The following is a 26107-nucleotide window of genomic DNA, read 5'->3' on the forward strand; positions in this document are numbered from 1 at the left end:
CGATGCGCGTTCTGGTGACGCGCCCCATGCCTGCGGCCGAACGCACCGCCGCAGAACTGAGGAAACGCGGCCATCAGCCGGTGCTGCTACCGCTGATGCGGGCAGAACATCGACTCGACGGTCTGCGGCAAGGGCCGCCACCTCAGACAGCCGCCTTGGCCGTGACAAGCGCCGAGGCCATCCGAGCGCTGACCGGGCTGTCCGAGGACGAGAGGTCCCGTTATCTTCATCTGCCACTCTTTGCTGTTGGCGAGGCGACCGCCACCGCCGCCCGGGATCTCGGCTTCATCAAAGTTGAAACGGGCAGTGGCGACGGCGAAGCCCTGGCCCGCCGCCTTCTGGCAGCCGTTTCTGGCGACACGGCACATCCAATTCTCTACCTCGCAGGCACCCCCCGTTCGCCTGAGTTCGAGCAGAACCTGGAAAATGCGTCGCGCGGCATTGAGATTGTCGAATGTTATCGAATGGTTCCTGAGCGATGGAAGACAGGCCACATAGAGGAGGTCCTGACACCCCGGCCGGATTGCATCCTTCTCTATTCTTCGGAGACCGCACGGCAATTTGTCGCACTGATCGAATCGCTCCCGACCTCTCCAGGCGCGATAAAAAACATCCGCTTCCTCTGCCTTAGCCACAAGATTGCCTCTGCCCTGCCGAAAGATTTTCGCGCTTATGCAGTGTGGCCGATGGAACCTCGAGAGGACTTACTTCTTGATCTGCTCTAGAGCGGGGAACAAGGAAATGGTTCTGCACCCTTCCCATCACCGCACGGACTGACTACGTTTAAACCCATCTAGGGAAATGAAGAGGTTGCCATGGTTTCCGGAAAGCCACCCCGTCGATCGAAGTCCCCGGACGATCCGGTCACGATCGAACTGACGGCCGAGGAAACGGCACGGACAACCGAGACGGAAGCCGCTGTCGGCGTCGGAACGGACGAGACTGCTGCTCAGGCCGAAGGCGCTGTCGATCCCGATCCCCTAACGGATAGCTCGGTCGAGCCCACACCGGTTGACGTGCCGCCCGCCGAACCGGAAGCGCAGACCATCGTCCCCGAGAGCGGCACCGCAACCGAGCCTTCATCGGCTCGAGAACCCTCAGCATCCAACACGCCCTCGACAGTCTCACCGTCGACTTCCGCCTTGATCGCCTCGGGCATCTTCGGCGGCCTGGTCGCCCTGGCTCTCGCCGGCAGCATGCAATATGCCGGCGTCATTCCCGGCATTGGCCCGCAACAACAGGCGACCGCGCCCACGATCGACAATGCAGAACTGGAAACCCTGAAGGCAGACATTGCCCGACTGACGTCTGCTCCCGCAGCGCAGGCGACGGATCCGGCCCTGGTCGAGCGGATTGCCGCTTTGGAGGCGAGGACGAACGACACTCAATCGGCCCCGAGCGTGGATCCGGCGGTCGTTGAGGAACTACGAACCCAACTTGCCGGTGCCGAGCAGTCGATCACCGCATTGCGCGACCAGATCGCCAGCAATGCGCAGGCTCTGAACGAGAGCCAGACGCGCCTGACCGAGGCCGAGCGCAAGATCGAAGAGCCGCGCAGCGACGTCGAGATGGCCCGTGCGATTGCGCTGGCTGGCCTGAAGACCGCAATCGATCGCGGTGGCCCTTTCCTCTCCGAGCTTGACGCGCTGAAAAGCGTCTCTCCCGAAGATCCTGCCATCGCGCCTCTCTCCCGCATGGCCTCCGCCGGCCTGCCGTCCCGCTCGGACCTGTCGCGCGATTTCAGCCAGATCTCCAACGACATCCTGACGGCCATTCACCAGCCCGAAGCAGGAGAAGGCTGGACGGGCCGGCTGATTGCCAGCGCAAAGTCTCTGGTGAAGGTGCGGCCCGTTGGCAATGTCGAAGGTGAGACGCCCGAAGCCATCGTCGCCCGCGTTGAAAACAAGCTGCAGAACGGCGACCTGAAGGGGGCCTCCCTCGAATGGGAAACCCTGCCGGAAGCCGGCAAGACGGCATCGACCGAGTTTGCCCAGTCACTGAAGAACCGCATCGAGGCGGAAGAGCTGGTCGCGGGCGCCCTGTCCAAGACCGTCGCCGGAAATGGGGGCTGATGGCATGACGACGATCTTCAAGGTTCTGTTCTTCCTCGCTCTGATTCTCGCTGCAGGCTTCGGCTTTTCCTGGATTGCGGACCGGCCGGGCGACATCTCGCTCGTCTGGCAGGGTCAGAGCTACCAGACGACCCTGCTCGTTGCCGTGACAGCCCTGGTTGCGCTCGTCGCACTTGTCATGGCCTTGTGGTGGGTGATCCGGACACTGTGGACCTCGCCGCATTCGGTGCGCCGTTTCTTCCGCGCTCGCAAGCGTGACCGTGGCTATCAGGCCCTGTCGACCGGATTGATCGCAGCAGGTGCCGGCAACGCGCTGCTGGCTCGCAAGATGAGCGCCCGCGCCCGTGGCTTGATCCGTGCCGATCAGGAGCCGCTGATCCGCGTGCTCGACGCCCAGACCGCACTGATCGAAGGGCGTCACGACGAAGCGCGCCGGCTCTATCAGGAAATGTCAGAAGACCCCGAAACCCGCGAACTGGGCTTGCGCGGCCTGTTTGTCGAGGCGAACCGTCTGGGCGCACATGAAGCCGCCCGACAATATGCCGAGACAGCCGCCGAACACGCGCCCTATCTTCCGTGGGCTGCCAAGGCGACACTCGAATATCGCTGCCGCGCCGGCCATTGGGACGACGCGATCCGCCTGCTCGACCAGCAGCGCATCGCCAATGTTCTCGACCGCCATGAGGCCGACCGCCTGAAGGCCGTGCTGTTGACGGCACGCGCCCAGGACCAGCTGGAGGCCGAACCGGCGGCTGCCCGCGATAGCGCGCTGAAGGCTCTTAAGCTGGCTAAGGATCTGGTTCCTGCGGCCATCGTGGCTGCCAAAGCCTATGTCCGCGAAGACAATTTACGCAAGGCGGCAAGCACGCTGGAGCAAGTCTGGAAGATCGAGCCCCATCCGGAAATCGCGGCCGCCTATCTGCGAGCGAGAAGCGGCGACAGCGCCGCCGACCGTTTGAAGAAAGCGGAAAAGCTGGAAGCCCTGAAGCCGAACAACTACGAATCCCTGCTTGCAGTCGCCGAAGCGGCCCTTGATGCGCAGGATTTCAAGCGTGCTCGGGCCAAGGCCGAAGCCGCCGCCCGCATGGGATCGCGCGAACGCGTCTATCTGCTGCTGGCTGACATTGAGGAAGCCGAGACGGGCGACCAGGGCCGCATCCGCCACTGGATGGGCCAGGCTTTGAAGGCGCCTCGGGACCCGGCATGGGTGGCCGACGGCCATGTGTCTGAACGCTGGATGCCAATCTCGCCCGTCACGGGTCGCCTTGATGCCTTCGAATGGAAGATGCCCTTCGACCAGCTCGAAGGCCCGGTTGAAGAGGGTAGTCTGTCTCAGGGAGAGCAGGCGCTTGCTTCGCTGCCACCCATCAGCGACAAGGCAATAGCAGAATCGGACCCCATAGAAGTAATCGAGCCGGACGTTGTTGTGGTCGACCGGGCGAAGTCGGCCCCCAAACCGAATGCCGATGTCCAGAGCAGCAAACCCAGAGCGGCTGCCGAGACGGCAGCCGCAGCATCGGTTGAGGCCAAGAGCCAGGAGCCCTTCTTCGGCAGACCGCCGGATGACCCTGGCGTCAAGGACCCGTCGCTCGCCACTGCCGAACCCAAGACCCGCCTCAAGCTGTTCTGACAGGAACCCGATGCTGCTCGATCGCCTCCAGACCTTCTTCCAGTCCGTCATGCAGGATCATCCGAAGGCAATCTTTGCTCATGATGACCCGCGCGTGGCCATGGCAGCACTCTGTTTCCAGGTGATGGAGTCCGATGGTGTCGTGCAGGATGTCGAGCGCGACAAGCTGCGTGCGATTCTCAAGGAGCAGTACGGCCTGGAGGGTGATCAGCTCGACGCGGTTCTAGCCGCGGGCCAACAAGCAGAAAACGAAGCGGTGGACTATTACCGCTTCACCAATGATCTGAAACGCCATCTGGACGAAACGGAGCGGCAGCAACTGGTCGGCATTCTCTGGGACATCGTCTATGCCGACGGGAAACGCAGCGAGATGGAAGATCACGCGATCTGGCGCGTCGCCGATCTCCTGGGCGTTTCGGGTCGCGAGCGCATCACCCAACGGCAGGAGGCCGCCCAGAGGGCCGGCCTTGGAGCCACCGACGATGCCCTCTGACCGACGAACCGGGACTAGCCCAATCAAGCAGCCAGTCCTGATCGTCCTGCATCAGGAGCGATCCAGCCCTGGACGCGTAGGGCAGATGCTGGAGGAAAAGGGTTATCCGCTCGACATCCGGCGCCCCGTTCTTGGACAATCACTGCCGGACACCCTGGCCGGTCACGCCGGCGCCGTGATCTTCGGCGGTCCGATGAGCGCCAATGATCCCGATGATTTCGTCAAGCAGGAGATCAGCTGGCTCGACGTGCCGCTCAAGGAAAACAAACCCTTCCTCGGCATCTGCCTCGGCGCCCAGATGCTGGTGCGTCATCTCGGCGGTAAGGTCGAGGCGGATCGCGAAGAGCGCACCGAAATCGGCTGGTACCCGATCCGACCCACGGAGCATGGCCGCCTTCTGATGCCATGGCCGAAAATGGTCTACCACTTCCACCGGGAGGGTTTCTCGCTTCCCCATGGCGCCAAGCTGCTGGCGACCGGTGACATCTATCCCAACCAGGCCTTCCGCTATGGGGAAAATGCCTGGGCTGTGCAATTTCACGCGGAGCTGACGCGCGCCATGATGCATCGCTGGGTCGTGCATGGGGCGCACCGTTTCGTGCTGCCGAATGCGCAGCAAGGCCGCGAGCATATTGAAGGCCGGATGATCTTCGACGCGCCACTCAAGGCTTGGCTATCCGATTTTCTCGATCTGATTTTCGAGGCGCCTCAGCGCGCCTCGTGACGTTCCGGCGCCTCAAGACCGTCGATCTTGCGCAATTGCGGGAAGCCCAAAGCCCATATCACGGCAACCGCCAGCGTTCCGAAGCCACCGATAACGACGGCTGGAACCGGACCGATGAAATGCGCCATGGTGCCCGCACGGAATTCACCAAGTTCGTTGGACGCCCCGACAAAGACCATGTTGACGGCATTCACACGTCCACGCACTTCGTCCGGCGTCCAGAGCGCAATCAGTGTCTCGCGCACATAGACCGAGGCCATGTCGGCCGCCCCCATCAACATCAGCGCCAGGATCGAAACCCATGCGGTTTCGGAAAGACCGAACAGCACCGTACCGACACCAAAGAGGGCGACGCCAACAAACATGAAGGTTCCGGCATTGTGGCGAATCGGGAAACTGGCGAGCGCAATGGCGACCGCGATGGCGCCAACACCGGGTGCGGCCCTCAGGAGGCCGAGGCCCCAGGGCCCAAGTGTCAGGATGTCGCGCGCAAAGACCGGCATCAACGCAATCGCGCCACCGAGAAGGACGGCAAAAAGATCGAGCGAAATCGCGCCGAGCACGACCTTTTCGCCGAAGATAAAGCGGAAGCCCGCAAGCAGGCTGTCACGCGTCACCGCCTTGTTGGAAACGCGCTGCGGCGGGCGCGGAATGGTGAAAACGAGAATAGCCGCTGCAACGAAGAACAGGAAGCAGACGGAATAGGCAATCGTCGGGCTTGCACCGTACAACAGGCCGCCCGCGACCGGGCCGACGATCGACGCCGTTTGCCACGAGGACGAGTTCCACGCCACCGCATTCGACAGATCCTTCGGCGGCACCAGATTGGGGCTGAGCGACTGGACGGCGGGCGCGGCAAAGGCGCGTTCGATACCGAAGACGACAAGAATGGCAAAGACGATCGTCGGCTCGAAGGCATCCGCGATCGTCAGGGCCAGCAGGGCACCGCCGCATATCGCGCTGAGCACCATGCAAGCGGCCACGATGGCGCGGCGGTTGTAGCGGTCGGCGACGGAGCCCGTCACCAGGATCAGAAGCAGCGACGGCAGAAATTGCACCAGCCCGATCAGACCGAGATAGAAGGCACTCCCCGTCTTGTCATACATCTGCCAGCCGACCGAGACGCTGAGGATCTGGGTCGCGAAGGCGCCGAGGAAGCGGGCAAAGAAGAAGCGGGCGTAAGAAGAGTGCCGGAACGCCGCGAAACGGTCGTCGGCCGAGGACGGGTGCATGGTTTGAGAAACCTTGAGCTGCGGGCGAATGCCCCTGCGTTAAACATGATTCGGATTGCGTGGGCCCCATCCACTTGTCCGTTAAGTCGCCAATGTCTACATCTCTGTCAACCAAGAAATGGAGACTTGAATGGTTGCCCTCTTTCAGACGATCGACCTCGCCCTGAGCATCTTTACCTGGATACTGATCGGGAGCGCGATCTTCTCGTGGCTATACGCGTTCAACGTGATCAATTCGAGCAATCGCTTTGTCGCGTCGCTCGGTCAGTTCTTTTACAACGTCACTGAGCCCGTTCTGCGCCCGATCCGCCGCGTCCTGCCCGATCTCGGCGGCATCGACATTTCGCCGATCATCGTCCTTCTCATCATCTTCTTCCTGCGGTCCTTCCTGTGGAACAGCATTTTCCCGCTGGTTGCCTGATCTCGGAACGATGATCTGACCCAATACAAAAAATCCTCCGGATCGAACCGACCCGGAGGGTTTCAAACGTCAGACGGCCGTGAATTCAAGCGCCTGATGCGGCTTACTTCTCGTCTTTGGCGCGCTGGATCGATTCCAGGATGATCTTCTTGGCGGCGTCGACATCCATCCAGTCGCCGATCTTCACCCACTTGCCGGGCTCCAGATCCTTGTAATGCTCGAAGAAGTGCTGGATCTGCTTCAGCGTGATTTCCGGAAGATCAGTGTAGTTGGCGATCTTGTCGTAGCGGCGCGTCAGCTTCGGCACCGGAACGGCGAGGATCTTCTCATCCATGCCGCCATCGTCTTCCATCATCATCACGCCGATCGGGCGCACATTGATCACGCAGCCGGGCACCAGCGGACGGGTGTTGCAGATCAGGACGTCCAGCGGATCGCCGTCCTTGCAGAGCGTGTGCGGCACGAAGCCGTAATTGCCCGGATAGGTCATCGGGGTGTAGAGGAAGCGGTCAACGACGAGCGTGCCGGCGTCCTTGTCCATTTCGTACTTGATCGGTTGGCCGCCAACCGGAACCTCAACGATGACGTTGATGTCTTCCGGCGGGTTCTTGCCAATGGCAATTGCATCGATACGCATGTCTGGACCCCGTAGAGTGTTGAATTCTCGCGCTACCTAATGCGAAATATGGCGCAATGCAACACGGCTTTGGGTGAAGCTTGGGTGACACAACGGCCGAAGGTGCCAAGGGAGGGGAAACGCATCATGAAGACCAATTGGATCTTGCCGATCGTCATATTCGCAATGAGCTTGCCGATGGAACCGACATCTGCCGCAGCCAACGAGAGCGTCTATACCGACCTTGACCTGGACAACTGCCAGACACTGTCTGAGGATCCGATGGGTGTTTCCCTCAAATGCAAGGGCTATCGGGATTATCCCGTCTATTTCAAGGAAGGCGACCTGCGCCAGAGTGTCTTCTATGGCCATGTCGATCAGGAACTGATCGACGGCGCTTTCGAGAGCTTCTCCGCCTTCAACCACATCAACACGAAGGTCGAGTGGCGGCTCGACGATCAAGGCAAGCCGTTTGCCGCGATCCTCCGCTGGTTCATCGACAATCCTGGCCCGGACGGAAGCTCGACCCGCGCATCGCGCGGCGAGATCCTGGTCGTTTCGCGCGTCGGGACTGTGGACTATGGCGGCTCCTGCATGGTGGCGCTTGTCGATGCCAAGGCCAATCCGGATGCCAATGAAAAAGCCCGTCAGATGGCCGACGACACGGCAGCGGACTTTGCCTGCGGCATGCAGGAACCGGAATGGGTGGGTAAACGCGGTGAGCTCGTCAGCGAACGGACGTTCAGCTGGCCGGAAGGTTACGTGGTCGAATGAGAGGACGACAAGACGGCGTCAGTTCCAGATGAAGCCGAGCTTCTTCAGGTGCACGTCGTCGAAATCCTCCATGCCCTCGACGGCATCGACGCCACCATTCGAGCGGAAGAAGTTCGCGGCAATTTCGCTGTCTTCCAGGCACCAGACCACCATGCCCTCGCAGCCGAGTGACTTCAACAGGCGGCGGGCTTCGTGGAACAGGGAATGACCGAGACCGACGCCCTGATATTCCGGACGCAGATAAAGCTCGTAAATCTCGCCTTCGTGCGGCAGGGCGCGAGCCCGGTTCAGGCCAAGCGAAGCATAACCGGCAACAATCCCGGCCACTTCGACGACGAGGATCGTGGCGGGCCCCCGCGTGGCCTTGCGCCACCAGGCCTCGCCGCGGCGCTCGATCATGCGCGTGAGCGCACGGTGCGGAATGATCCCGGAATAGGCATGTTGCCAGGCACTGCGATGAACATCGGCAATCGCCGCCGCATCCGTCGGGCCTGCCAAGCGCATGTCTATCGACAACGTCTTCATAACGTCACTTCCGCCTCGTTGGACCGGCACCGACGTCATGCCGGCCACCGCGAGAGACAGTTTATCTGTCCTTTCCGAAATTTAACGCTTTTTTAACCGTTCTCGCAAGCGCACAGGTGGCGGTTACACAGACAAAAACCCCGGCCAAGCTGACCGGGGTTTCAGAATCACCAGACTTTTCAGCAGGTTCAGCCCTGCGATGCACGCTGCTTTTCGAACCGCTTGCGGTCGTTGGCATCAAGGAACATCTTGCGCAGACGGATCGACTTCGGTGTCACTTCCATCAGCTCGTCGTCCTGGATCCACGACAATGCGCGGTCGAGCGTCATGCGGATCGGCGGCGTGAGCTTGACGGCTTCGTCCTTGCCGGCAGCGCGGATGTTGGTCAGCTGCTTGCCCTTGAGAACGTTGACTTCCAGATCGTTGTCACGAGTGTGGATGCCGATGATCATGCCCTGATAGACCTTTTCGCCCGGCTCGATGATCATCGGGCCGCGATCTTCCAGGTTGAACATGGCGTAAGCCACGGCTTCACCCGAACCGTTCGACAGGAGCACGCCGTTGACGCGACCGGCGATCGGGCCCTTGTAGGGCTGGTAGTCGTGGAACAGGCGGTTCATGATTGCCGTGCCACGCGTGTCGGTCAGCAGTTCCGACTGGTAGCCGATGAGGCCACGGGTCGGGGCCAGGAACTTCAGGCGAACGCGGTTGCCGCCCGAAGGACGAAGCTCGGTCATCTCGGCCTTGCGCTCAGACATCTTCTGCACGACGATGCCGGAATGTTCTTCGTCGACGTCGACGACGACTTCTTCGATCGGCTCCATCAGCTGGCCGGTCGCCTCGTCATTGTGCATGACAACGCGCGGACGCGAAACGGCCAGTTCGAAGCCCTCGCGGCGCATGGTTTCGATCAGAACGGCGAGCTGCAATTCGCCACGGCCGGAAACGAAGAACGAATCCTTGCCTTCGGCTTCTTCGATCTTGAGGGCAACATTGCCTTCGGCTTCCTTGAGCAGACGATCGCGGATAACGCGGCTCGTCACCTTGTCGCCTTCGGTGCCGGCCAGCGGGCTGTCGTTGACGATGAAGGACATGGTGACCGTCGGCGGGTCGATCGGCTGCGCCTTCATGGCTTCTGTTACGGACGGATCGCAGAAGGTATCGGCAACCGTGCCCTTGGAGAGACCAGCGATCGCGACGATGTCACCAGCATGGGCCTCATCGATGGCCGTGCGCTCAATGCCGCGGAATGCGAGGATCTTGGAGATGCGGCCGGTTTCGATCGTCTTGCCGTCCTGAGCCAGAACCTTGACGGCCTGGTTGGACTTGATCGAGCCCGAAGCGATACGACCAGTGATGATGCGGCCAAGGAAGGGGTTGGCTTCGAGGATCGTGCCGATCATGCGGAACGGACCTTCTTCGACCGTCGGCTCCGGGACGTGCTCGAGCACGAGGTCGAGCAGCGGGGCGAGACCCTGTTCCTTCGGACCTTCCGGGTTGACGTTCATCCAGCCATCGCGGCCCGAACCGTAGAGGATCGGGAAGTCGAGCTGTTCGTCGGTCGCATCGAGATTGGCGAAGAGGTCGAAGACTTCGTTGATGACTTCCTCGTGGCGGCCGTCCGGACGGTCGATCTTGTTGATCGCGACGATCGGGCGGAGACCGACCTTCAACGCCTTGCCGACAACGAACTTGGTCTGCGGCATCGGGCCTTCGGAGGAGTCGACAAGAACGATCGCGCCATCCACCATTGACAGGATACGCTCGACTTCACCGCCGAAGTCGGCGTGGCCGGGGGTGTCGACGATGTTGATGCGGTGACCCTTCCACTCGATCGAGGTCGCCTTGGCGAGAATGGTGATCCCGCGTTCCTTTTCCAGGTCGTTCGAGTCCATCATGCGTTCGGCAGTACGCTGGTTCTCGCGGAACGAACCGGACTGCTTCAGAAGCTCGTCGACGAGGGTCGTTTTTCCATGGTCGACGTGCGCGATAATCGCGATGTTACGCATTTTCATGATTTGGATCTCTGGCGGCTGGGGCGCTAGACAGGAGGAAGCGCCGATTTACTTTGGCGCGCTCATACCCTGTTTTTTGCAATTGCGAAAGGGGGAAACGCCCGGAGCGCCGGCGATGGTTACCGCCAGCGCTGCCAATTGCGCGGGTTAAGCCGCGTCAGGCGGCAAGGCCTCGCTTCTTCAACATGGCCTCCGGGCTCGGCATCTTGCCACGGAAGGCCTGATAGGCGTCCTTCGGATCGACCGATCCGCCGACGGAGTAGATATGGTCCTTCAGCTTGCGTGCCGTCTCGGGATCAAAGGCATTGCCAGTCTCCTCAAAGGCCGAGAAGGCATCGGCGTCGAGCACTTCCGACCACATGTAGGAGTAATATCCGGCGGAATAGCCGTCACCGGCAAAGACATGCTGGAAGTGCGGCGTCGCATGGCGCATGACGATGGAGGCCGGCATGCCGATCTTCTCCAGCACTTCGGCCTGCACCGCCATGGGGTCCTCGACAACAGGGCGCGTGTGGAAGGCCATATCGACCAAGGCCGACGAAGTGAACTCGACCGTATTGAAGCCAGCATTGAAGTTGCGGGCCGCAAGCACCTTGTCGAGCAGCGCCTGCGGCATCGGCTCACCCGTTTCGAAATGCACGGCATAGGTCTTCAGGATTTCGGGCACCGTCAGCCAGTGCTCGTAAAGCTGCGATGGAAGCTCGACGAAATCGCGCGACACGCCTGTACCCGACACGGTCGGATACGTGACGTTTGATAGCATGCCGTGCGCCGCATGGCCGAATTCGTGGAACAGGGTGCGCGCATCGTCGAGCGATAGAAGGGCAGGCTTACCCGGCTCCGGCTTTGCAAAATTGCAGACATTGTAGATGATCGGGATCTCGCCGAGCCTGCCATTGGCGAGCGGCAGGCGGTGCTGCGCCTGGAAGCTGCTCATCCAGGCGCCGGAGCGCTTCGAGGGACGGGCGAAATAGTCGCCGAGGAAAAGAGCGACGAGCTTGTCCTCTCGGTCGCGGATTTCGAAAACCCGCACATCCGGATGATAGCCGACGACATCGGTGAGTGGCACGGCATGAATGCCGAAGAGGCGGCCCGCCACGTCGAAGCAGGCTTCGATGATCTTCTCCAGTTGCAGATAGGGCTTGAGCTCGGCTTCGGAAAAATCGAACTTCCGTGTCCGCAGCTTCTCCGCGTAGTGCCGCCAGTCCCAGGGGGCGACCTCGTGATTGCGCCCTTCTTCGGCGATGAGTTCCGCCAAAGCCCGCTCTTCGTCACGAGCCTGGACGACAGCCTTGTCCCAGACCTGCATCAGGAGCCCGTTCACGGCCTCGGCCGTTTCGGCCATGGTGTTGTCGAGCTTGAGGGCGGCGTAATCGGTATAACCGAGAAGCTTTGCCTTTTCGGCACGCAGCGCCAGCGTCTCGGTCACGATCGTGCGGTTGTCGGTCTCTCCGCCGTTGATGCCCCGCGATGTCCAGGCCTTGAAGGCAATCTCACGCAGGTCACGACGCTCGGAGAAGGTGAGGAAGGGCTCGATGATCGAGCGCGACAACGTGACGACGTGAGAATGTCCACCGTCATGCGCCTGAGCAGCAGACGCCATGGCATCGCGCAGGAAGCCCGGAGTGCCGGCGAGATCGTCTTCACCTGACAAGGGCAGGACCCAGGATGATTCATCCGCCAGCACATTCTGGCCGAAACTGGCGCCGAGGCTGGCAAGCCGTTCGTTGATGGCGGCAAGCCGCTCTTGCTCCGCTTTCTCCAGCTTGGCGCCGGATTTGACAAACCCCTTCCAGTGCCGTTCCAGGACGCGGGTCTGTTCAAGGGTCAGCCCCAGCGTGTCGCGCTGCTCCCAAAGAGCGTCGATGCGCCGGAACAGCGGCATGTTGGTGCCAATCTTCGAATAGTGGCGCGACATCTTTGGTGCGATCTCGCGCTCCAGCGCCTGTATCTCAGGGTTGGTATGGGCACCGGCCCGGTTCCAGAACAGGGCTGAAACACGCGACAGCGCATCCCCGGCCACTTCCAGGGCAACGATGGTGTTGGCGAAGGTGGGCGCTTCTGGATTGCCCGCAATGGCTTCGATTTCCGCGTCGTGCTGGGCAAGCGCGTCCTCAAAGGCCGGCGCATAGTCGGCATCGCCAATCTGTTCGAACTTCGGCAATCCGTGAGGACCACCCCATTCCGTGACGGCGGGATTGAACGCGGGTGAACCTGTCATGAAAACCTCCTTCGGCGGCACCTGGGATCGGCGAAGCAACTATCTTGGATATGCTATTGCGACGGCGCCGTGGCAAGCATGCAAAAAGCGGTGAACAAGAATAGATTTTTCCTTTGGAGCGGAACATCACGATTGACGAATTTTCGGAGAAAGCGATAGATCGATTCATCCTATGAAAGGACGGTCACCGCCATGGAAATATTTCCAATTCAGCCGGTTGGCATTTCACCGCTGAAACTGCGGGAAAGCAGTGCCCAGCCGAATGTGAGAATGTCGGAACTCGCCCCGAAGGCGACTGCATCCAAGGACCAGCACGTCTTTGAGGAAGCGCTCTCCGTCTTTGCCAGCATGACGCCGCGCCGCCTGCGGGAAATCGCGACTGAAAGCTTCCAGAAAGACGAAATCGACGAAGGGACGTTCCGCGAGCTGTCGACGGAGCTGCCTTTGCAGGCTGTAGACCGAAACGGAAACGTCGCAGACCTTTCGACACTGACGGATGACACCCAATTCGACTACGCCGAATATTACCGGACCCAGCAGTCGCTGGCCGAAATGATCGGCGATATGGATATGGCCGATTCCTATTCCAAGGTCCTGGACTTCTTCTCTCGAACGAGCTGATTCCCGCTTTTCATCGTGGGAAATTTTTAAACTCGATACGATCTCCATTTCGCCCTAAGTGATCACAGCGCTGCCTGCGCAAATTTCGATGATCAAGGCGATGGACATGACGACAGTGTGGATGAGTGAACGGCGAACGACTTTTCTCGGTGCGCTGCTCACCACGCTTGGCCCGATCTCGATGGCGATCTATACGCCAGCCATGCCGCAACTGGTCCGGGCCTTCTCGACAACGGAAGCGTCGGTAAAGCTCAGCCTCTCCCTCTTTTTTGGTGGTTTTGCGCTGGCACAACTCGTGGCCGGACCCCTGTCCGATGCTCTCGGTCGCAAGACGGCGACCCTGATTTTCCTTGCGATCTACATCGCCGGCTCGCTACTGGCGGCACTGGCGCCATCGATCGAATTCATCCTTGCCGCACGGCTCATCCAGGGAATAGGCGCATCAGTCGGCGTGGTGGTTGGGCGCGCCATTGTCCGAGACCTCTACGTCGGCGTAGACGCCGCACGCATCCTCAACACCATCGGCATTTTCCTCGCCATCGGTCCCGCCATGGGACCAACGCTCGGCGGACTGACTCTGGCGGCATTCAACTGGCACGCCGTATTCCTGCTCCTCGTCGGCTTTGGCTTGCTGGCAGGCCTTTGCACGCTCCTGTTCATGCGGGAGACGGTTGCGCGTGATCTCGGCCGACTGCGGCCTATGCGTCTCGCCCGTGCTTACCTGGAGGTCGCGGGCAATACACGTTTCCTGGCCGCATCCCTCGTTCTCAGCGGCGCCATTGGAGCACTTTATGCGCAATCGACCATGTTGCCCTTCATCCTGATCAATCGTGTCGGCCTCACCCCCACACAATTTGGTCTCGGCATGCTGATGCAATCCGGATCATATCTGCTCGGTTCGATGACTTTGAAGTTGGTAGCCTCACGTCTCGGTGGACCCCATGCGGCACGGATCGGTATCGGCCTGTGTGGTTTCGGTGGCCTCGTCATGGCTTTGTCCGTGGCCTTCGTTGAACCGCATTATCTGACGATCATGGGTCCCGTTGCGATCTGTACCTTCGGGCTCGCTTTCCTCACGCCCCACGTCGTGACCGTCAGCATGGCGCCCTTCGCGCATATTGCCGGCTCCGCCTCGGCCATGACTGGTTTTCTGCAGATGAGCGCAGGATTTCTCGGCGGCGTTGCGGCAGCCGCGATGGGCGATCCGCTGCATGCCTTCGGCATCATCATACCGACGATGGAATTCTGCGCTGTCGCCGGTTTCCTCTGGCTCAAAATCCTGTCGAAACAATCCTGATCACGACAAGAAAAAACCCGCCTGCCCCTGGGGCAGACGGGTTGGACATGTCTTCAACGTCAAGCTTACTTGCCGAGATTGCGCTTGGCGAGCGTGCGCAGGCGGAGCGCATTGAGCTTGATGAAGCCGGCGGCATCCTTCTGGTCATAGGCACCCTGGTCGTCTTCGAAGGTGACGAGCTGGTCGGAATAGAGCGACTTCGACGATTCGCGGCCGATCACCATGACATTGCCCTTGTAGAGCTTCAGCGTCACTTCGCCTTCGACATGCTCCTGGCTCTTGTCGATCAGGGCCTGCAGCATTTCGCGCTCGGGCGAGAACCAGAAGCCGTAATAGATCAGCTCAGCGTAACGCGGCATCAGCTCATCCTTGAGGTGCGCTGCACCGCGGTCGAGTGTGATCGATTCGATCGCACGGTGAGCTGACAAGAGGATCGTGCCGCCGGGGGTCTCGTAGACACCACGCGACTTCATGCCAACGAAGCGGTTCTCGACGAGGTCAAGACGGCCGATACCGTTGTCGCGGCCGTAATTGTTGAGTTCTGCGAGCAGCGTTGCTGGGCTCATGCGAACGCCGTTGATCGAGACGGCGTCCCCTTTTTCGAAGCCTACCTTGATGATGGTCGCCTTGTCCGGTGCGGCTTCCGGGGAAATCGTGCGCATGTGCACGTATTCAGGCGCTTCCTGGGCCGGATCTTCGAGAACCTTGCCCTCGGACGAAGAGTGCAGGAGGTTGGCGTCAACGGAGAACGGCGCCTCGCCCTTCTTGTCCTTCGCAACCGGGATCTGGTGCTGTTCGGCAAAGTTCAGGAGGTCTGTACGGCTCTTGAACGCCCAGTCGCGCCAGGGGGCGATGATCTTGATGTCGGGGTTCAGCGCATAGGCCGACAGCTCGAAACGGACCTGATCGTTGCCCTTGCCGGTCGCGCCATGGGCAATCGCATCGGCGCCGGTCTTCTTGGCGATATCGATCAGGTGTTTGGAGATCAGCGGACGGGCGATCGAGGTACCGAGCAGGTAGACGCCTTCATAGACGGCATTGGCGCGGAACATCGGGAAGACGAAATCGCGGACGAATTCTTCGCGCACGTCCTCGATGAAGATCTCCTTGATGCCGAGCATCTCGGCCTTCTTGCGCGCCGGCTCAAGCTCTTCGCCCTGGCCGAGATCGGCGGTGAAGGTGACGACTTCAGCGCCGAGTTCGGTCTGCAGCCATTTCAGGATGATGGAGGTGTCGAGGCCGCCGGAATAGGCGAGGACGACTTTCTTCACGTCTTTGGGGAGTGCCATGTCGATGCGTTCCGTCTGGAGGGTGCGAGGCTCAAACCCCGCCTGGATCAAGAATGGCGGCACTTTTAGCGAGATTCCGCTGGCGTGCAAGGGCAAGAGGGGCTGAGGCGTCAGAGATGGCGGCCAATATTCATGCGCTGATGGAGGATGCGGATGAGAACAATCGCTTGCCGGGTTTCACGATACACGAGGTAATGGGATTGGTAAGTTACGATCAGATAGGCCTTGGTGAGTTGCGGAATTTTCCGACCCCTTCGTCCACCCTCGCAGATTTCCTGCAAGCTGGACTTGAGCCCGAGCGTATAAGTGATTGCTTGATCCAGCCCCCATTGCTCTTCAGTGTAATCGAAGATCCCATCAATATCCCGCGCTGCACGTGGTGAAACGATCAGGCGCTTCATTCCGCAGCTGACTGGCGGCGTTTGCGATCAATGAAGTCGTCAAAGTCGAAAGGCTGCGGCTCCCCCGATGCCTCGCCCTCTTCGATGGCGGCCTTGATGGCGGCAAGGCCATCCACATCGTCGCGCAAAAGCGCAAGAGCGGCTTCGATCACCTCGGCCTCCGAGGCGTAATCGCCAGCGACTATCCTGGCCTCGATAAAGTCAGCCAGCTCTCCGGAAACGGTCACAGTGGTCATCTTGTTCATCGGCAGCAATCCTCCATCGACGGCTGTCACGTTGACGATGCCTGGCTAGGATACCATATCGCCATCATCGACAATACTGCATGTCTTGAAGGAGTTTGCCATGACGATCCAGCATCCCGCATTCGCGAAGGGCAATGTCGCCGTGGTCACCGGGGCCGCATCCGGCATCGGACTGGCCGCTGCCAAGGCATTTGCACGCATGGGCCTTTGTGTTGTCCTGGTCGACCTCGAAGGCGACAGGCTGGCCGATGCTGCCCTCCAGGCGGCCGCACTCTCGGCAAGCGGCGAGACCGATGTCGTCGCCATCGGCACCGATGTGTCGAAGCTCGATGAGCTCGAAGCACTGGAGCGTGCCGTCATCCAGCGCTTCGGTCGGGTGCATATCCTGATGAACAATGCCGGCATCCAGCCCGGCAGCGCGCTCTTCGGCCCCCAGGCGAACTGGGAAAACGTGTTTGCCGTCAACCTGATGGCCGTGATCAACGGCAGCCGCACCTTCGGCCCCGGCATGGTCGCCCACAAGGATCCGGCCGTGATCATCAACACCGGCTCCAAGCAGGGCATCACCACGCCGCCGGGAGACCCGGCCTACAATGTGGCAAAGGCCGGCGTGAAGGCCTTCACCGAAGCCCTGCAGCACGAGCTTCGCAACACGCCGGACTGCAATGTCACCGCCCATCTGCTCATTCCAGGCTTCGTTTTCACATCACTGACTGCCAATGGCAGGACCGAGAAGCCCGCTGGCGCCTGGACGCCCGAAGAGACCGTCGACTTCATGTTCGAAAGCCTCGACCGCGGCGACTTCTACATTCTGTGCCCGGACAACGAAGTGAACCGTGCGCTGGACGAGAAGCGCATTGCCTGGGCCGCCGGCGACATCATTGAGAACCGCCCGCCGCTCTCGCGTTGGCATCCCGATCACGCCGATGCCTTCAAGACCTATCTGTCGATGCCACGCGACTGATTGGCAATCGCAAGGAAGCCCGCTAGAGAAGAAGCACCCGCGCCTGGCGGGTGTTTCGCAATGCGGTGCCCTCAATGGATTTCATTCCCAGCCTGCCCGTCTTTCTGGCCTTCAGCCTCGCCCTGCTCCTGCTCGCAATCACGCCCGGCCCCGACATGACGCTCTGGATCAGCAGATCCCTGCGCGACGGTCGCGCCGTCGGTCTGATGACGCTGGCGGGTACCAGCTTTGGCATTGCGATTCACACCATGCTGGTCGCCTTCGGCATCTCGGCTCTCATCGTCGCATCCCCGACAGCCTTCCTGCTGCTGAAAACAGGCGGGGCGGCCTATCTGCTGTGGCTGGCTCTACAGGCGGTCCGCCATGGCTCGAACTTCGTCATCAAGGCGGAAGGGGATGCCGTCGTCTCGAAGAAGGGGGCCTTCCTGAACGGCCTCTGGGTCAACCTCTTGAACCCCAAGGTCATCATCTTCTTCATGACCTTCCTGCCGCAGTTCGTCACAGCAACCGACCCAAATGTCACGGGCAAGCTGCTTTTCCTCGGGCTATGGTCGATCGTGCTGTCACTGCCGATCGGCATCGGCATCGTCTATGGGGCAGATTTCATGTCGACCTGGCTGCAGGCCAACCGCAAGGTTCTGCGCGGCATCGACTACACCTTTGCCGGCGTCTTCTCGATCTTCGCCGTGAAGATCCTCATGACCCAGGCGAAGTAAGCCGAAAGGTGTCCTGAGCCGGGTTGGCTGGCTCAGTCGTCATCCTCGCCGTGGCCGGCGATCATCATCGCCTCGAAGGCCATGCGTTCGGTCTTGCGCATGCGCTCTGATTCCGATTTCAGCTGGCCGCAGGCGGCAAGAATGTCGCGTCCACGCGGGGTGCGGATCGGCGAAGCATAACCGGCCTGATTGATGAAATCGGCAAACTTCTCGATCGTTGCCCAGTCGGAACACTGGTAGTTCGTGCCCGGCCACGGGTTGAACGGGATCAGGTTGATCTTCGCCGGGACGCCCTTCAGGAGCTGGATCAGGCCCTTGGCATCTTCCAGGCTGTCGTTGACGTCCTTCAGCATCACATATTCGAAGGTGATGCGACGGGCATTCGACAGGCCCGGATAGTTGCGACAGGCTTCGATCAGATCCTTGAGCGGATACTTCTTGTTGATCGGCACCAGCATGTCGCGCAGCTCGTCACGCACGGCATGCAGCGATATCGCCAGCATGACGCCGATCTCTTCGCCTGTGCGATAGATTTCCGGCACCACGCCCGAGGTGGAAAGCGTGACACGACGCTTCGAGAGCGAAAGGCCGTCGCCATCGGTGGCGATCAAAAGCGCCTTCTTCACCTCTTCGAAATTGTAGAGCGGCTCGCCCATGCCCATCATGACGATGTTGGTGACCTTGCGGTCGCTGGACGGCATCATCGTTCCGACGGGCGTTTCCCGATCCGGGAAGTCGCCCAGCCGATCGCGCGCCAGGAGAAGCTGCGCCAGAATTTCTTCCGCCGTCAGATTGCGTACCAGCTTCTGCGTTCCGGTGTGACAGAACGAACAGGTGAGCGTGCAGCCGACCTGGCTGGAGATGCACAGCGTGCCCCGGCCCTCTTCCGGAATGTAGACGCTTTCGACTTCGACAGGACGGCCGGCACCGCGCGGGGGGAAGCGCAGGAGCCACTTGCGGGTGCCATCATTGGAGACCTGCTCTTCGACGATCTCTGGCCGAGCAATGGTGAAATGCGTCTTCAGCATCTCACGCATGTCCTTCGAGACATTGGCCATGTGATCGAAATCCGAGACGCCGCGCACATAGATCCAGTTCCAGATCTGCGCAACCCGCATCTTGATCTGTTTGTCCGGCACGCCCTTGTCCCTGAGCGCCGCCCCCAGGGCTTCGCGATCAAGACCGATCAGGCTCGGCTTCTCGACGGAAGCAGCGGGGCGAACCGGGGCGGCAGTCTGGCTACGCTCGGGAAGCGTCACGGTGACAGTCATCGTCTGGACCTCTGGACCATAGCGGCAAGCATGCTCCGATCGAGCGCTTCCCGGCTGGCAGGTATGAATTCATGGATCGTGCGGACAGGGGACGACGCCCGATGCCCTAATTTGCAGCGGCCAATAGCAGCTTTTTTGCCGTTCGTCACCCCGAGGCGGGCAAGCCGGGCGCATGGCCAAAACGGCGAGGGCCGGCAGTTACCTGCCGGCCCTCGGAATGGTTAGACCCGACGCTGTTACTTGCAACCCTGGATCTTCTGCAGGGCTGCCGAAATGCCGGACAGCGAATAGGTGTAGCTCGTGGGCGTGCCGCGAGCTGAAGTGGCCTTGACCGTCATCGACGAGCCGCCCTTCATGGCTGCAACCAGTGCCGGCTCTTCTGCAGCGTTTTCGACCCAGGCAGAGGTATCCTTGACGAACATGACGAAATTTTTGGAATCGATCGTCACATTGACCTTGGAATCGCCCTTCATGGGATAGCCCATCATCGCCTGCGGCTCATAGGAGATATTCTGTCCCGGGCGCTGCGAGATCACGAAGAAGATATCGCCGTGATTGACGCTTGCGGGTTCCTTGGTCGTCGGCACGGACAGCACGTAGCAGACTGTGCCGCCATTGGACTTGTAGGAATAGGCACCCCAGGCCTTGAATTGCTCGATCCGTGTCGGCGATTGAGCATTGGCGAGACCGCTGCTCGCCAGGATGATTGCCAGTGCGGCTACGCTACTTCTTACGAACATGTCTTCCTGCCGGTTGTTTCCATCCATCGCCCAGCCGAACGGCCGGGCGCTCATCGTCAAAACCTGTGTTCAGTTTGACTTAATTTACCTTACCAAACCATGAACGGGACACAGTTTCTTGTCGCACTCTGTGTCGTCGTTCTGATCAGCCGTCGCAAGATACGGCGAGACGCGGCTTTGCACCGCGCCCTCCTCGTTCGGATGTAGAAGGAAAGAATCGGGCAAGAGTTGGGCTGGAAACGGTTTTCCGGAAAGCGGCGCGCCTCTCACGCCGGCTTTTCGTCATCCGCCAGCACTCGATCGGCTTCCTCGTAGTGCCGCTCCTTGATGTGCCGGTTGATCAGCGCGAAGGCCGTCGTGAGGACGGCGATATCATCGGTAAAGCCGATCACGGCCAGGACGTCCGGTACGGCATCGATCGGCAATACGAAATACCCCAGAGCCGCAAGCAGGATGCCCCGGACACGCAAGGGGGTTTCGCGGTCGATCGCGCAGTAATAGGCGGCCGCCACATCGCGCGAAAACGGGATCTGACGCGCTGCCTTCCGGAACGTCGGCCAGAACCGGCGCCGTACTTTCTCCTCCTGCTTCTGCTGGGTTTCTTCATCACCCGGCAGCAGGATTTCACCGATCTTCACGTCATCCATGAGCCAACGATCCTTTCGTGCGGACCCAATCAATCATATGTGATCAGCCACGGGAAAATTCAATCGGCAGCGAAAACGCTCACGCCGCGTCCCGACCAGCCATGTCCATGAGAACGGCAAGTTGGAAATCCAGTTCCGTCAGACCATGTGCGGAATGTGTCGTCAGCTGGACATGCACCTTGCGATAGACATTCGACCATTCCGGGTGATGGTCGATCTTTTCCGCAGCGAGTGCACACTGGGTCATAAAGCCGAAGGCTTGGCGGAAATCGTTGAAGACGAAATGCTTCTCAATGGCACTTCCATCCTTCACCAAGGTCCAGCCCTGCAGCTCCGCAAGTCTGGCCGCCACTGCGGCGTCATCGAGTTTTTGTCTGATCATGGATCTGCCTCCTGCCAAACTCGCGTCCACCACCATGCCTGGATGGCAGGGTGCGATGGCACTGTCTGCCATGTCGGGTCCAGCATGACAGGATCAAGATGCGCTTGTCGGCGCGCAAAGGCGAATTTACAGCAGGCTCTTTTCCGGTTGCAGGCTTCGACCGACAAAACTGGATGCACCAGCCGGCTCATGCAGCGGGAAGATCTCTTCTGTCAGATAAGGCCCGCCACCGACTGATTCCTTGGAGGAAAGCAGAACGAAGCGGGAGACCTTGAACGGCAAAGTGTGGAAGTCACCTCGCCCACCCAGATAATGCACGACATCATCGAGCCGGGAGGCCTTCAACCTTGCGAGCGTGACATGTGGCGTGAACTTGCGCGGATCGGGCGCGAGACCCAGCCGCTGGCAGATGCGTTCGATCTCGCCCTGGAGAGCGTAGAGTTCGGGAGCGGCTGATACGCCCGCCCAGATCGAATGCGGCTTCTTCGAGCCGAAGGAGCCGATGCCGTTCAGGGTGAGCGAAAATTCGGGGCGGTCAATCCGGTCGAGACGATCGACGATTTCGTCCGCCGTGCGGCCATCGACATCGCCGATGAAGCGCAGGGTGATGTGATAGTTTTCGACATCGATCCAGCGAGCCCCGGGGAGGCCACCGCGCAGCAATGAGAGGCTCATGGCGGCGTTGCGCGGAATTTCGAGGGCAGTGAACAATCTCGGCATGGAGAGCTCCCCGAATCTTTTGCAGGTGCTTACAGCGAATCATGCAATGACAAGAGGCGCAAGCGATTAATTCGGCTTACCCTTGATGCCGGACACCCAAGATTGGGCGAGGGGAAGCATGCGTTCGGCCATGACGGCAAGACCCTCCGTGTTCGGATGCATGCCATCCTCAAGCAGGAGCTTCCGCTCGGTGATCACGCCGTCCAAAACGAAAGGATAGAGCGGCAGGTCGTATTTCTTGGCGAGATCCGGATAGATCGCATTGAAGCGCTCGGCATAGTCGATGCCCATATTGGGCGGTGCCAGCATGCCGATCAGCAGGACGGGAATGTTCCGGGCCTTGAGACGCGTGATGATCTGGTCGAGATTGCGCGCCGTCTGCTCGGGAGGAATGCCGCGCAGGGCATCATTGGCGCCGAGTTCCAGGATCACGCCGTCGGTTCCATCGGGCACTGACCAGTCGACCCGCGCCAATCCGCCGGATGTGGTATCGCCGGAGACCCCCGCATTCGTGATGACGACGTCGTGCCCCTTGGCGACGAGATTGCGCTGCAGCTGTGCCGGCAATGCATCGTCCTGCGGCAACTGGTAGCCGGCCATCAGGCTGTCGCCGAAGCCCACCAGTTTCAGCGGCTCTGCGAGCGAGGCCGTGACACCCGCCAGCGTTGCCATGAGGATCACGGCGAAATGAAGCAGCGCAGCTTTAAATGTCATGCTGTCCTTCCTAGATTGCCCGAAGTGCCGATCACCGGCAAACCCTTGATCTCAACGATATAGGATGGCCGAGTGTGAGAAACACCATCATCGAACTGAAAAGCGCTGATCTCACCCTTGGCAATGCCGCCGCCTCCGTTCACGTTTTGCGGAGCATCGATCTGAAGATCGATGAAGGTGAAGCTGTCGGTATTGTCGGCCCCTCCGGTTCGGGCAAGTCGACGTTGCTGATGGTGCTGGCCGGCCTGGAACGGTTGGACAGCGGCGAGATTAATGTCCGCGATACGCCCATTCATACGCTGAGCGAGGACCGGCTGGCCGATTTCCGCGGCCGCAACATCGGCATCGTCTTCCAGTCTTTCCATCTGATCGCCAACATGACGGCGCTGGAGAACGTCGCGATCCCGCTGGAACTCGCCAACGTCAAGAATGCCTTCGACATTGCCCGCAAGGAATTGCAGGCGGTCGGCCTCGGCGAAAGACTGAGCCACTATCCGGGGCAGCTTTCCGGCGGCGAACAGCAGCGCGTCGCCATCGCCCGCGCGCTAGCCCCTTCGCCGGCCGTCCTGATCGCAGACGAACCCACAGGCAATCTCGACACCGATACCGGTCGGCAGATCGCCGATCTGCTGTTTGCCAAGCAGCAGGAACGCGGCATGACGCTCGTGCTGGTAACCCATGATACGACGCTGGCTGCGCGGTGTTCACGCCAGATCCGCGTCGCCTCCGGTCAGATCGCCGGCGACAGCCACGCCGAACAGGCCCGTCTGACGACGGTGTCCGCATGACGAGTTTCACAACGCGGCTGTCGGTCGCCTTTCGCATCGCGCTGCGTGAGTTGCGCGGCGGGCTGAAAGGATTTTACATTTTCCTTGCCTGCATTGCGCTCGGCACCGGCGCGATCGCGGCCGTCAACTCCGTCTCCACGGCGATCACCGACGCGATCTCCTCAGAAGGCCGCTCGCTTCTCGCGGGTGACGTCCGGGTGGAACTGGACAACCGCGAGGCAACACCGACCGAACTCGCCTTTCTGCAAAGCTTCGGGACGGTCTCTGCCTCGACCGGCCTTCGCTCCATGGCGCGTCTGGCCGATGGCTCCGATCAGTCGCTGGTCGAAGTCAAGGCGGTGGACGAGACCTATCCGCTTTACGGTCGCCTTGTTGCCGAGCCGGATCGACCTCTTGCCGATCTTCTGGCTGCCAACGGCAATATCTACGGCGCCGTTGTCGCACCGCTTCTGCTGGAGCGCATGAACAGCAAGGTTGGCGACGAATTCCTTCTCGGCAATGCCCGCTTCCGCATCACCGGTACGATCGTCACGGAGCCGGATGCCGTGTCCGACGGCTTCGGCTTTGCGCCGCGCTTCCTGACCAGCCGCAAGGCCCTCTTCGCCAGCGGCCTGGTTGCGACCGGAAGCCTCGTCGAGCACGCCTACAAGATCCGCTACAACGACCCGGCGACCAGCCCAGAGACACTCCGCACCAAGGCCCAGGCGGAATTCCCGGCGGCCGGATGGTCGATCCGCAGCAGCGACCGGGCGGCCCCGGCCCTCACAGAAAATGTTGAACGCTTTTCGCAGTTCCTCACCCTTGTCGGGCTGACAGCTCTGGTGGTGGGCGGCGTTGGCGTCGCCAATGCCGTGCGCGCCTTTCTCGATTCCAAGCGCACGGTCATCGCCACGCTCAAATGCCTGGGTGCCCCGGCATCCGTCGTCGTTCTGGTTTACCTCATCCAGATCACCCTGGTGGCCATGGTGGGTATTGTCGCCGGCCTCGTGCTCGGCGCCATCGCCCCGCCCATCACCGCGAGTTATCTCGCCGGCATCCTGCCGATATCTGCCGAGGCAAGGCTTTATCCGCAGGCTCTGGCGCTGGCAGCGATCTTCGGCATCCTGGTGACCTTCGCCTTTGCCATCCTGCCACTCGGCCATGCCCGAAAGGTGCCGGCCACCGCCCTCTTCCGCGAACAGGGTTTTGAAGCCTCAGGCCTTCCGTCCTGGCCATATCTGCTGGCGATGGCGCTCTCCCTTGGCGCCCTGGCTGCGCTGGCGATCTTCACCTCGGACCAGCGCCGCATCGCCGCGATCTTCCTCGCCGCCATGGCGGCGGGCTTTGTCCTGCTGCGTCTCGTCGCCTACCTGATCTCCTGGCTGGCGCGCCACAGCCCGAGAAGCCATTCGGCAGCGCTGAGGCTCGCAGTCGGCAACATTCACCGCCCCGGCTCGCTGACGGCCTCTGTCACCCTCTCACTCGGCCTCGGCCTTAGCCTGCTGGTGGCCTTGGCCCTGATCGACGGCAATCTGCGCCGTGAGCTGACCGGCAGCCTGCCGGAACGCGCCCCCAACTTCTTCTTCGTCGATATCCAGGGCAGTGAAGTGGAAGACTTCCGCACGCTGGTCGAGGGCTTGGCCCCGGAAGGCAAACTGGTCGAAGTCCCCATGCTGCGCGGCCGCATCCTTGAGCTGAACGGCACGGATGTCGCCAAGATGGATGTGCCACCCGGCGGCCGTTGGGTTCTGCGCGGAGATCGTGGCCTAACCTATGCGACCAACATCCCCGAAAACAGCAGTGTGACCGAAGGCGAATGGTGGCCGAAGGACTATACCGGTGAGCCCCTGGTATCCTTCTCCGACCAGGAAGCGAAGGAACTGGGCCTCAGGATCGGCGACACGGTCACCGTCAACGTGCTCGGCCGCAACATCACCGCGAAGATCTCGAACTTCCGCGCGGTGCAATGGGAGAGCCTGTCGATGAATTTCGTCATGGTCTTCTCGCCCAACACCTTTGCCGGCGCCCCGCATGCCTGGCTGGCAACCCTGATCGAGCCGAACGCGACGGCAACCGACGAGGCTTCGGTTCTGCGTGCAGTCACACAACGCTTCCCGACAATCACGACGGTGCGCGTCAAGGACGCGCTCGACATGGTCGACAAGCTCGTCGGGCAGCTGGCGACCGCCATTCGCGCGGCAGCAGCAGTGGCCCTCATCGCATCGGTGCTGGTACTCTCCGGCGCGCTGGCCGCCGGCAACCGCGCACGCACTCATGACGCTGTCATCCTGAAGACGCTTGGTGCCACGCGCGCCATGCTGATCCGGGCCTTTACCTATGAGTACATGTTGCTCGGTGCGGCGACTGCTGTCTTTGCCCTCGTCTCCGGCGGTGGCATTGCCTGGTATGTGCTGAGCCAGATCATGAAACTGCCGTCGACTTTCCTGCCCGACGTCGCCGCCATGACGATCGTGATTTCTCTGGTCATCACCATCGGAATCGGACTTGCCGGCACCTGGCGGATTCTCGGCCAGAAGGCGGCCCCTGTTCTGCGGGAGCTTTGAGCCGACCCACGCATCCCAATGATTACCGCGATTTAAGGCAACGGGT

General features: G+C 60.9%; 27 protein-coding genes. 13 read left to right on the forward strand and 14 right to left on the reverse strand.

The genetic code is table 11. The annotated features are described in order from the left end of the window. The first annotated feature begins 2 nt into the window (after nt 1–2). The 5 genes from DMY87_RS10075 (at nt 3) to DMY87_RS10095 (ending at nt 4919) form a co-directional block, all read left to right on the forward strand. The gene (locus tag DMY87_RS10075) at nt 3–725 is read left to right on the forward strand and encodes a uroporphyrinogen-III synthase (protein WP_110791178.1); all 723 of its coding nucleotides are present in this window, start codon (nt 3–5) and stop codon (nt 723–725) included. Nucleotides 726–815: 90 nt separating this feature from the next. Further along, complete coding sequence (locus tag DMY87_RS10080) at nt 816–2072, forward strand: mitofilin family membrane protein (protein WP_110791179.1); 1257 nt, start codon at nt 816–818, stop codon at nt 2070–2072. A gap of 4 nt (nt 2073–2076) precedes the next feature. Further along, nucleotides 2077–3702 carry a heme biosynthesis protein HemY gene (locus DMY87_RS10085; protein WP_245408876.1) on the forward strand — a complete coding sequence of 542 codons (1626 nt, stop codon included), beginning with the start codon at nt 2077–2079 and terminating at the stop codon, nt 3700–3702. A gap of 13 nt (nt 3703–3715) precedes the next feature. Further along, a complete protein-coding gene (locus DMY87_RS10090) occupies nt 3716–4195 on the forward strand; it encodes a tellurite resistance TerB family protein (protein ID WP_110791450.1) in 480 nt (159 codons plus the stop codon). Beyond that, a complete protein-coding gene (locus tag DMY87_RS10095) occupies nt 4185–4919 on the forward strand; it encodes a glutamine amidotransferase (protein WP_110791180.1) in 735 nt (244 codons plus the stop codon). Before DMY87_RS10090 ends, DMY87_RS10095 begins: the two co-directional genes overlap by 11 nt. On the opposite strand, the gene DMY87_RS10100 is transcribed toward DMY87_RS10095, so the two are convergent. Further along, nucleotides 4904–6151, reverse strand: a complete 1248-nt coding sequence (locus DMY87_RS10100) for an MFS transporter (protein ID WP_110791181.1) — start codon at nt 6149–6151, stop codon at nt 4904–4906. The genes DMY87_RS10095 and DMY87_RS10100 overlap by 16 nt on opposite strands. Before the next feature lie 130 nt (nt 6152–6281). Here DMY87_RS10100 and DMY87_RS10105 point away from each other — a divergent pair, with 130 nt between their 5' ends. Further along, nucleotides 6282–6572, forward strand: a complete 291-nt coding sequence (locus DMY87_RS10105) for a YggT family protein (RefSeq protein ID WP_110791182.1) — start codon at nt 6282–6284, stop codon at nt 6570–6572. A 103-nt stretch (nt 6573–6675) separates the two neighbouring features. Here the strand turns inward: DMY87_RS10105 and ppa are convergent, their stop codons facing one another. Beyond that, nucleotides 6676–7209: an inorganic diphosphatase gene (ppa, locus tag DMY87_RS10110; RefSeq protein ID WP_110791183.1), complete on the reverse strand. Its 534-nt coding sequence runs from the start codon at nt 7207–7209 to the stop codon at nt 6676–6678. A gap of 126 nt (nt 7210–7335) precedes the next feature. On the opposite strand from ppa, the gene DMY87_RS10115 reads away from it, so the two are divergent. Continuing rightward, nucleotides 7336–7962 (forward strand): hypothetical protein, encoded by a 627-nt coding sequence (locus DMY87_RS10115; protein WP_245408877.1) that lies wholly within the window; start codon nt 7336–7338, stop codon nt 7960–7962. An 18-nt stretch (nt 7963–7980) separates the two neighbouring features. Here the strand turns inward: DMY87_RS10115 and DMY87_RS10120 are convergent, their stop codons facing one another. From DMY87_RS10120 to DMY87_RS10130, 3 genes are all read right to left on the reverse strand, one after another. After that, a complete protein-coding gene (locus tag DMY87_RS10120; RefSeq protein WP_110791184.1) occupies nt 7981–8487 on the reverse strand; it encodes a GNAT family N-acetyltransferase in 507 nt (168 codons plus the stop codon). A 188-nt stretch (nt 8488–8675) separates the two neighbouring features. Beyond that, the gene (typA, locus tag DMY87_RS10125; protein WP_110791185.1) at nt 8676–10502 is read right to left on the reverse strand and encodes a translational GTPase TypA; all 1827 of its coding nucleotides are present in this window, start codon (nt 10500–10502) and stop codon (nt 8676–8678) included. Nucleotides 10503–10659: 157 nt separating this feature from the next. Continuing rightward, nucleotides 10660–12723 (reverse strand): M3 family metallopeptidase, encoded by a 2064-nt coding sequence (locus DMY87_RS10130; RefSeq protein WP_110791186.1) that lies wholly within the window; start codon nt 12721–12723, stop codon nt 10660–10662. A 192-nt stretch (nt 12724–12915) separates the two neighbouring features. On the opposite strand from DMY87_RS10130, the gene DMY87_RS10135 reads away from it, so the two are divergent. Together DMY87_RS10135 and DMY87_RS10140 are read left to right on the forward strand one after the other, a co-directional pair. After that, complete coding sequence (locus DMY87_RS10135) at nt 12916–13344, forward strand: hypothetical protein (protein WP_110791187.1); 429 nt, start codon at nt 12916–12918, stop codon at nt 13342–13344. An 88-nt stretch (nt 13345–13432) separates the two neighbouring features. Beyond that, nucleotides 13433–14641: a multidrug effflux MFS transporter gene (locus DMY87_RS10140; RefSeq protein WP_245408878.1), complete on the forward strand. Its 1209-nt coding sequence runs from the start codon at nt 13433–13435 to the stop codon at nt 14639–14641. 65 nt (nt 14642–14706) lie between these two features. Here the strand turns inward: DMY87_RS10140 and DMY87_RS10145 are convergent, their stop codons facing one another. The 3 genes from DMY87_RS10145 to DMY87_RS10155 all read right to left on the reverse strand — a co-directional run bounded on the left by DMY87_RS10145 (nt 14707) and on the right by DMY87_RS10155 (nt 16576). After that, the gene (locus DMY87_RS10145) at nt 14707–15930 is read right to left on the reverse strand and encodes an argininosuccinate synthase (RefSeq protein ID WP_110791453.1); all 1224 of its coding nucleotides are present in this window, start codon (nt 15928–15930) and stop codon (nt 14707–14709) included. A gap of 110 nt (nt 15931–16040) precedes the next feature. Beyond that, nucleotides 16041–16331, reverse strand: a complete 291-nt coding sequence (locus DMY87_RS10150) for a type II toxin-antitoxin system RelE/ParE family toxin (protein ID WP_110791188.1) — start codon at nt 16329–16331, stop codon at nt 16041–16043. Next, on the reverse strand, nt 16328–16576 hold the full coding sequence (locus tag DMY87_RS10155) for a type II toxin-antitoxin system ParD family antitoxin (RefSeq protein WP_110791189.1): 249 nt from the start codon (nt 16574–16576) through the stop codon (nt 16328–16330). Before DMY87_RS10155 ends, DMY87_RS10150 begins: the two co-directional genes overlap by 4 nt. 100 nt (nt 16577–16676) lie before the next feature. Here DMY87_RS10155 and DMY87_RS10160 point away from each other — a divergent pair, with 100 nt between their 5' ends. Next, entirely contained in the window at nt 16677–17540 is an 864-nt protein-coding gene (locus DMY87_RS10160) for an SDR family NAD(P)-dependent oxidoreductase (protein ID WP_110791190.1), read from the forward strand. Nucleotides 17541–17614: 74 nt separating this feature from the next. Next, nucleotides 17615–18256 carry a LysE family translocator gene (locus DMY87_RS10165; protein ID WP_110791454.1) on the forward strand — a complete coding sequence of 214 codons (642 nt, stop codon included), beginning with the start codon at nt 17615–17617 and terminating at the stop codon, nt 18254–18256. A 32-nt stretch (nt 18257–18288) separates the two neighbouring features. On the opposite strand, the gene rlmN is transcribed toward DMY87_RS10165, so the two are convergent. From rlmN to DMY87_RS10195, 6 genes are all read right to left on the reverse strand, one after another. Then, a complete protein-coding gene (rlmN, locus tag DMY87_RS10170) occupies nt 18289–19527 on the reverse strand; it encodes a dual-specificity RNA methyltransferase RlmN (RefSeq protein ID WP_110791191.1) in 1239 nt (412 codons plus the stop codon). A 236-nt stretch (nt 19528–19763) separates the two neighbouring features. Further along, nucleotides 19764–20267 (reverse strand): invasion associated locus B family protein, encoded by a 504-nt coding sequence (locus tag DMY87_RS10175; protein WP_110791455.1) that lies wholly within the window; start codon nt 20265–20267, stop codon nt 19764–19766. Between the two features lie 266 nt (nt 20268–20533). Further along, complete coding sequence (locus DMY87_RS10180; RefSeq protein ID WP_110791192.1) at nt 20534–20914, reverse strand: YkvA family protein; 381 nt, start codon at nt 20912–20914, stop codon at nt 20534–20536. A gap of 79 nt (nt 20915–20993) precedes the next feature. After that, a complete protein-coding gene (locus DMY87_RS10185; protein WP_110791193.1) occupies nt 20994–21296 on the reverse strand; it encodes a 4a-hydroxytetrahydrobiopterin dehydratase in 303 nt (100 codons plus the stop codon). A 126-nt stretch (nt 21297–21422) separates the two neighbouring features. Further along, nucleotides 21423–22016 (reverse strand): RNA 2',3'-cyclic phosphodiesterase, encoded by a 594-nt coding sequence (gene thpR / locus DMY87_RS10190; protein ID WP_110791194.1) that lies wholly within the window; start codon nt 22014–22016, stop codon nt 21423–21425. A 66-nt stretch (nt 22017–22082) separates the two neighbouring features. After that, nucleotides 22083–22730, reverse strand: coding sequence for an arylesterase (locus DMY87_RS10195; RefSeq protein WP_110791195.1), 648 nt, complete (start codon nt 22728–22730; stop codon nt 22083–22085). Between the two features lie 74 nt (nt 22731–22804). Here DMY87_RS10195 and DMY87_RS10200 point away from each other — a divergent pair, with 74 nt between their 5' ends. Together DMY87_RS10200 and DMY87_RS10205 are read left to right on the forward strand one after the other, a co-directional pair. Beyond that, on the forward strand, nt 22805–23518 hold the full coding sequence (locus DMY87_RS10200) for an ABC transporter ATP-binding protein (protein WP_110791196.1): 714 nt from the start codon (nt 22805–22807) through the stop codon (nt 23516–23518). Further along, on the forward strand, nt 23515–26061 hold the full coding sequence (locus DMY87_RS10205) for an ABC transporter permease (RefSeq protein WP_110791197.1): 2547 nt from the start codon (nt 23515–23517) through the stop codon (nt 26059–26061). Before DMY87_RS10200 ends, DMY87_RS10205 begins: the two co-directional genes overlap by 4 nt. The last annotated feature ends 46 nt before the right edge of the window (nt 26062–26107 follow it).

Origin of the sequence: Peteryoungia wuzhouensis (assembly GCF_003205195.1) — a bacterium.
Lineage (GTDB): Bacteria > Pseudomonadota > Alphaproteobacteria > Rhizobiales > Rhizobiaceae > Allorhizobium > Allorhizobium wuzhouense.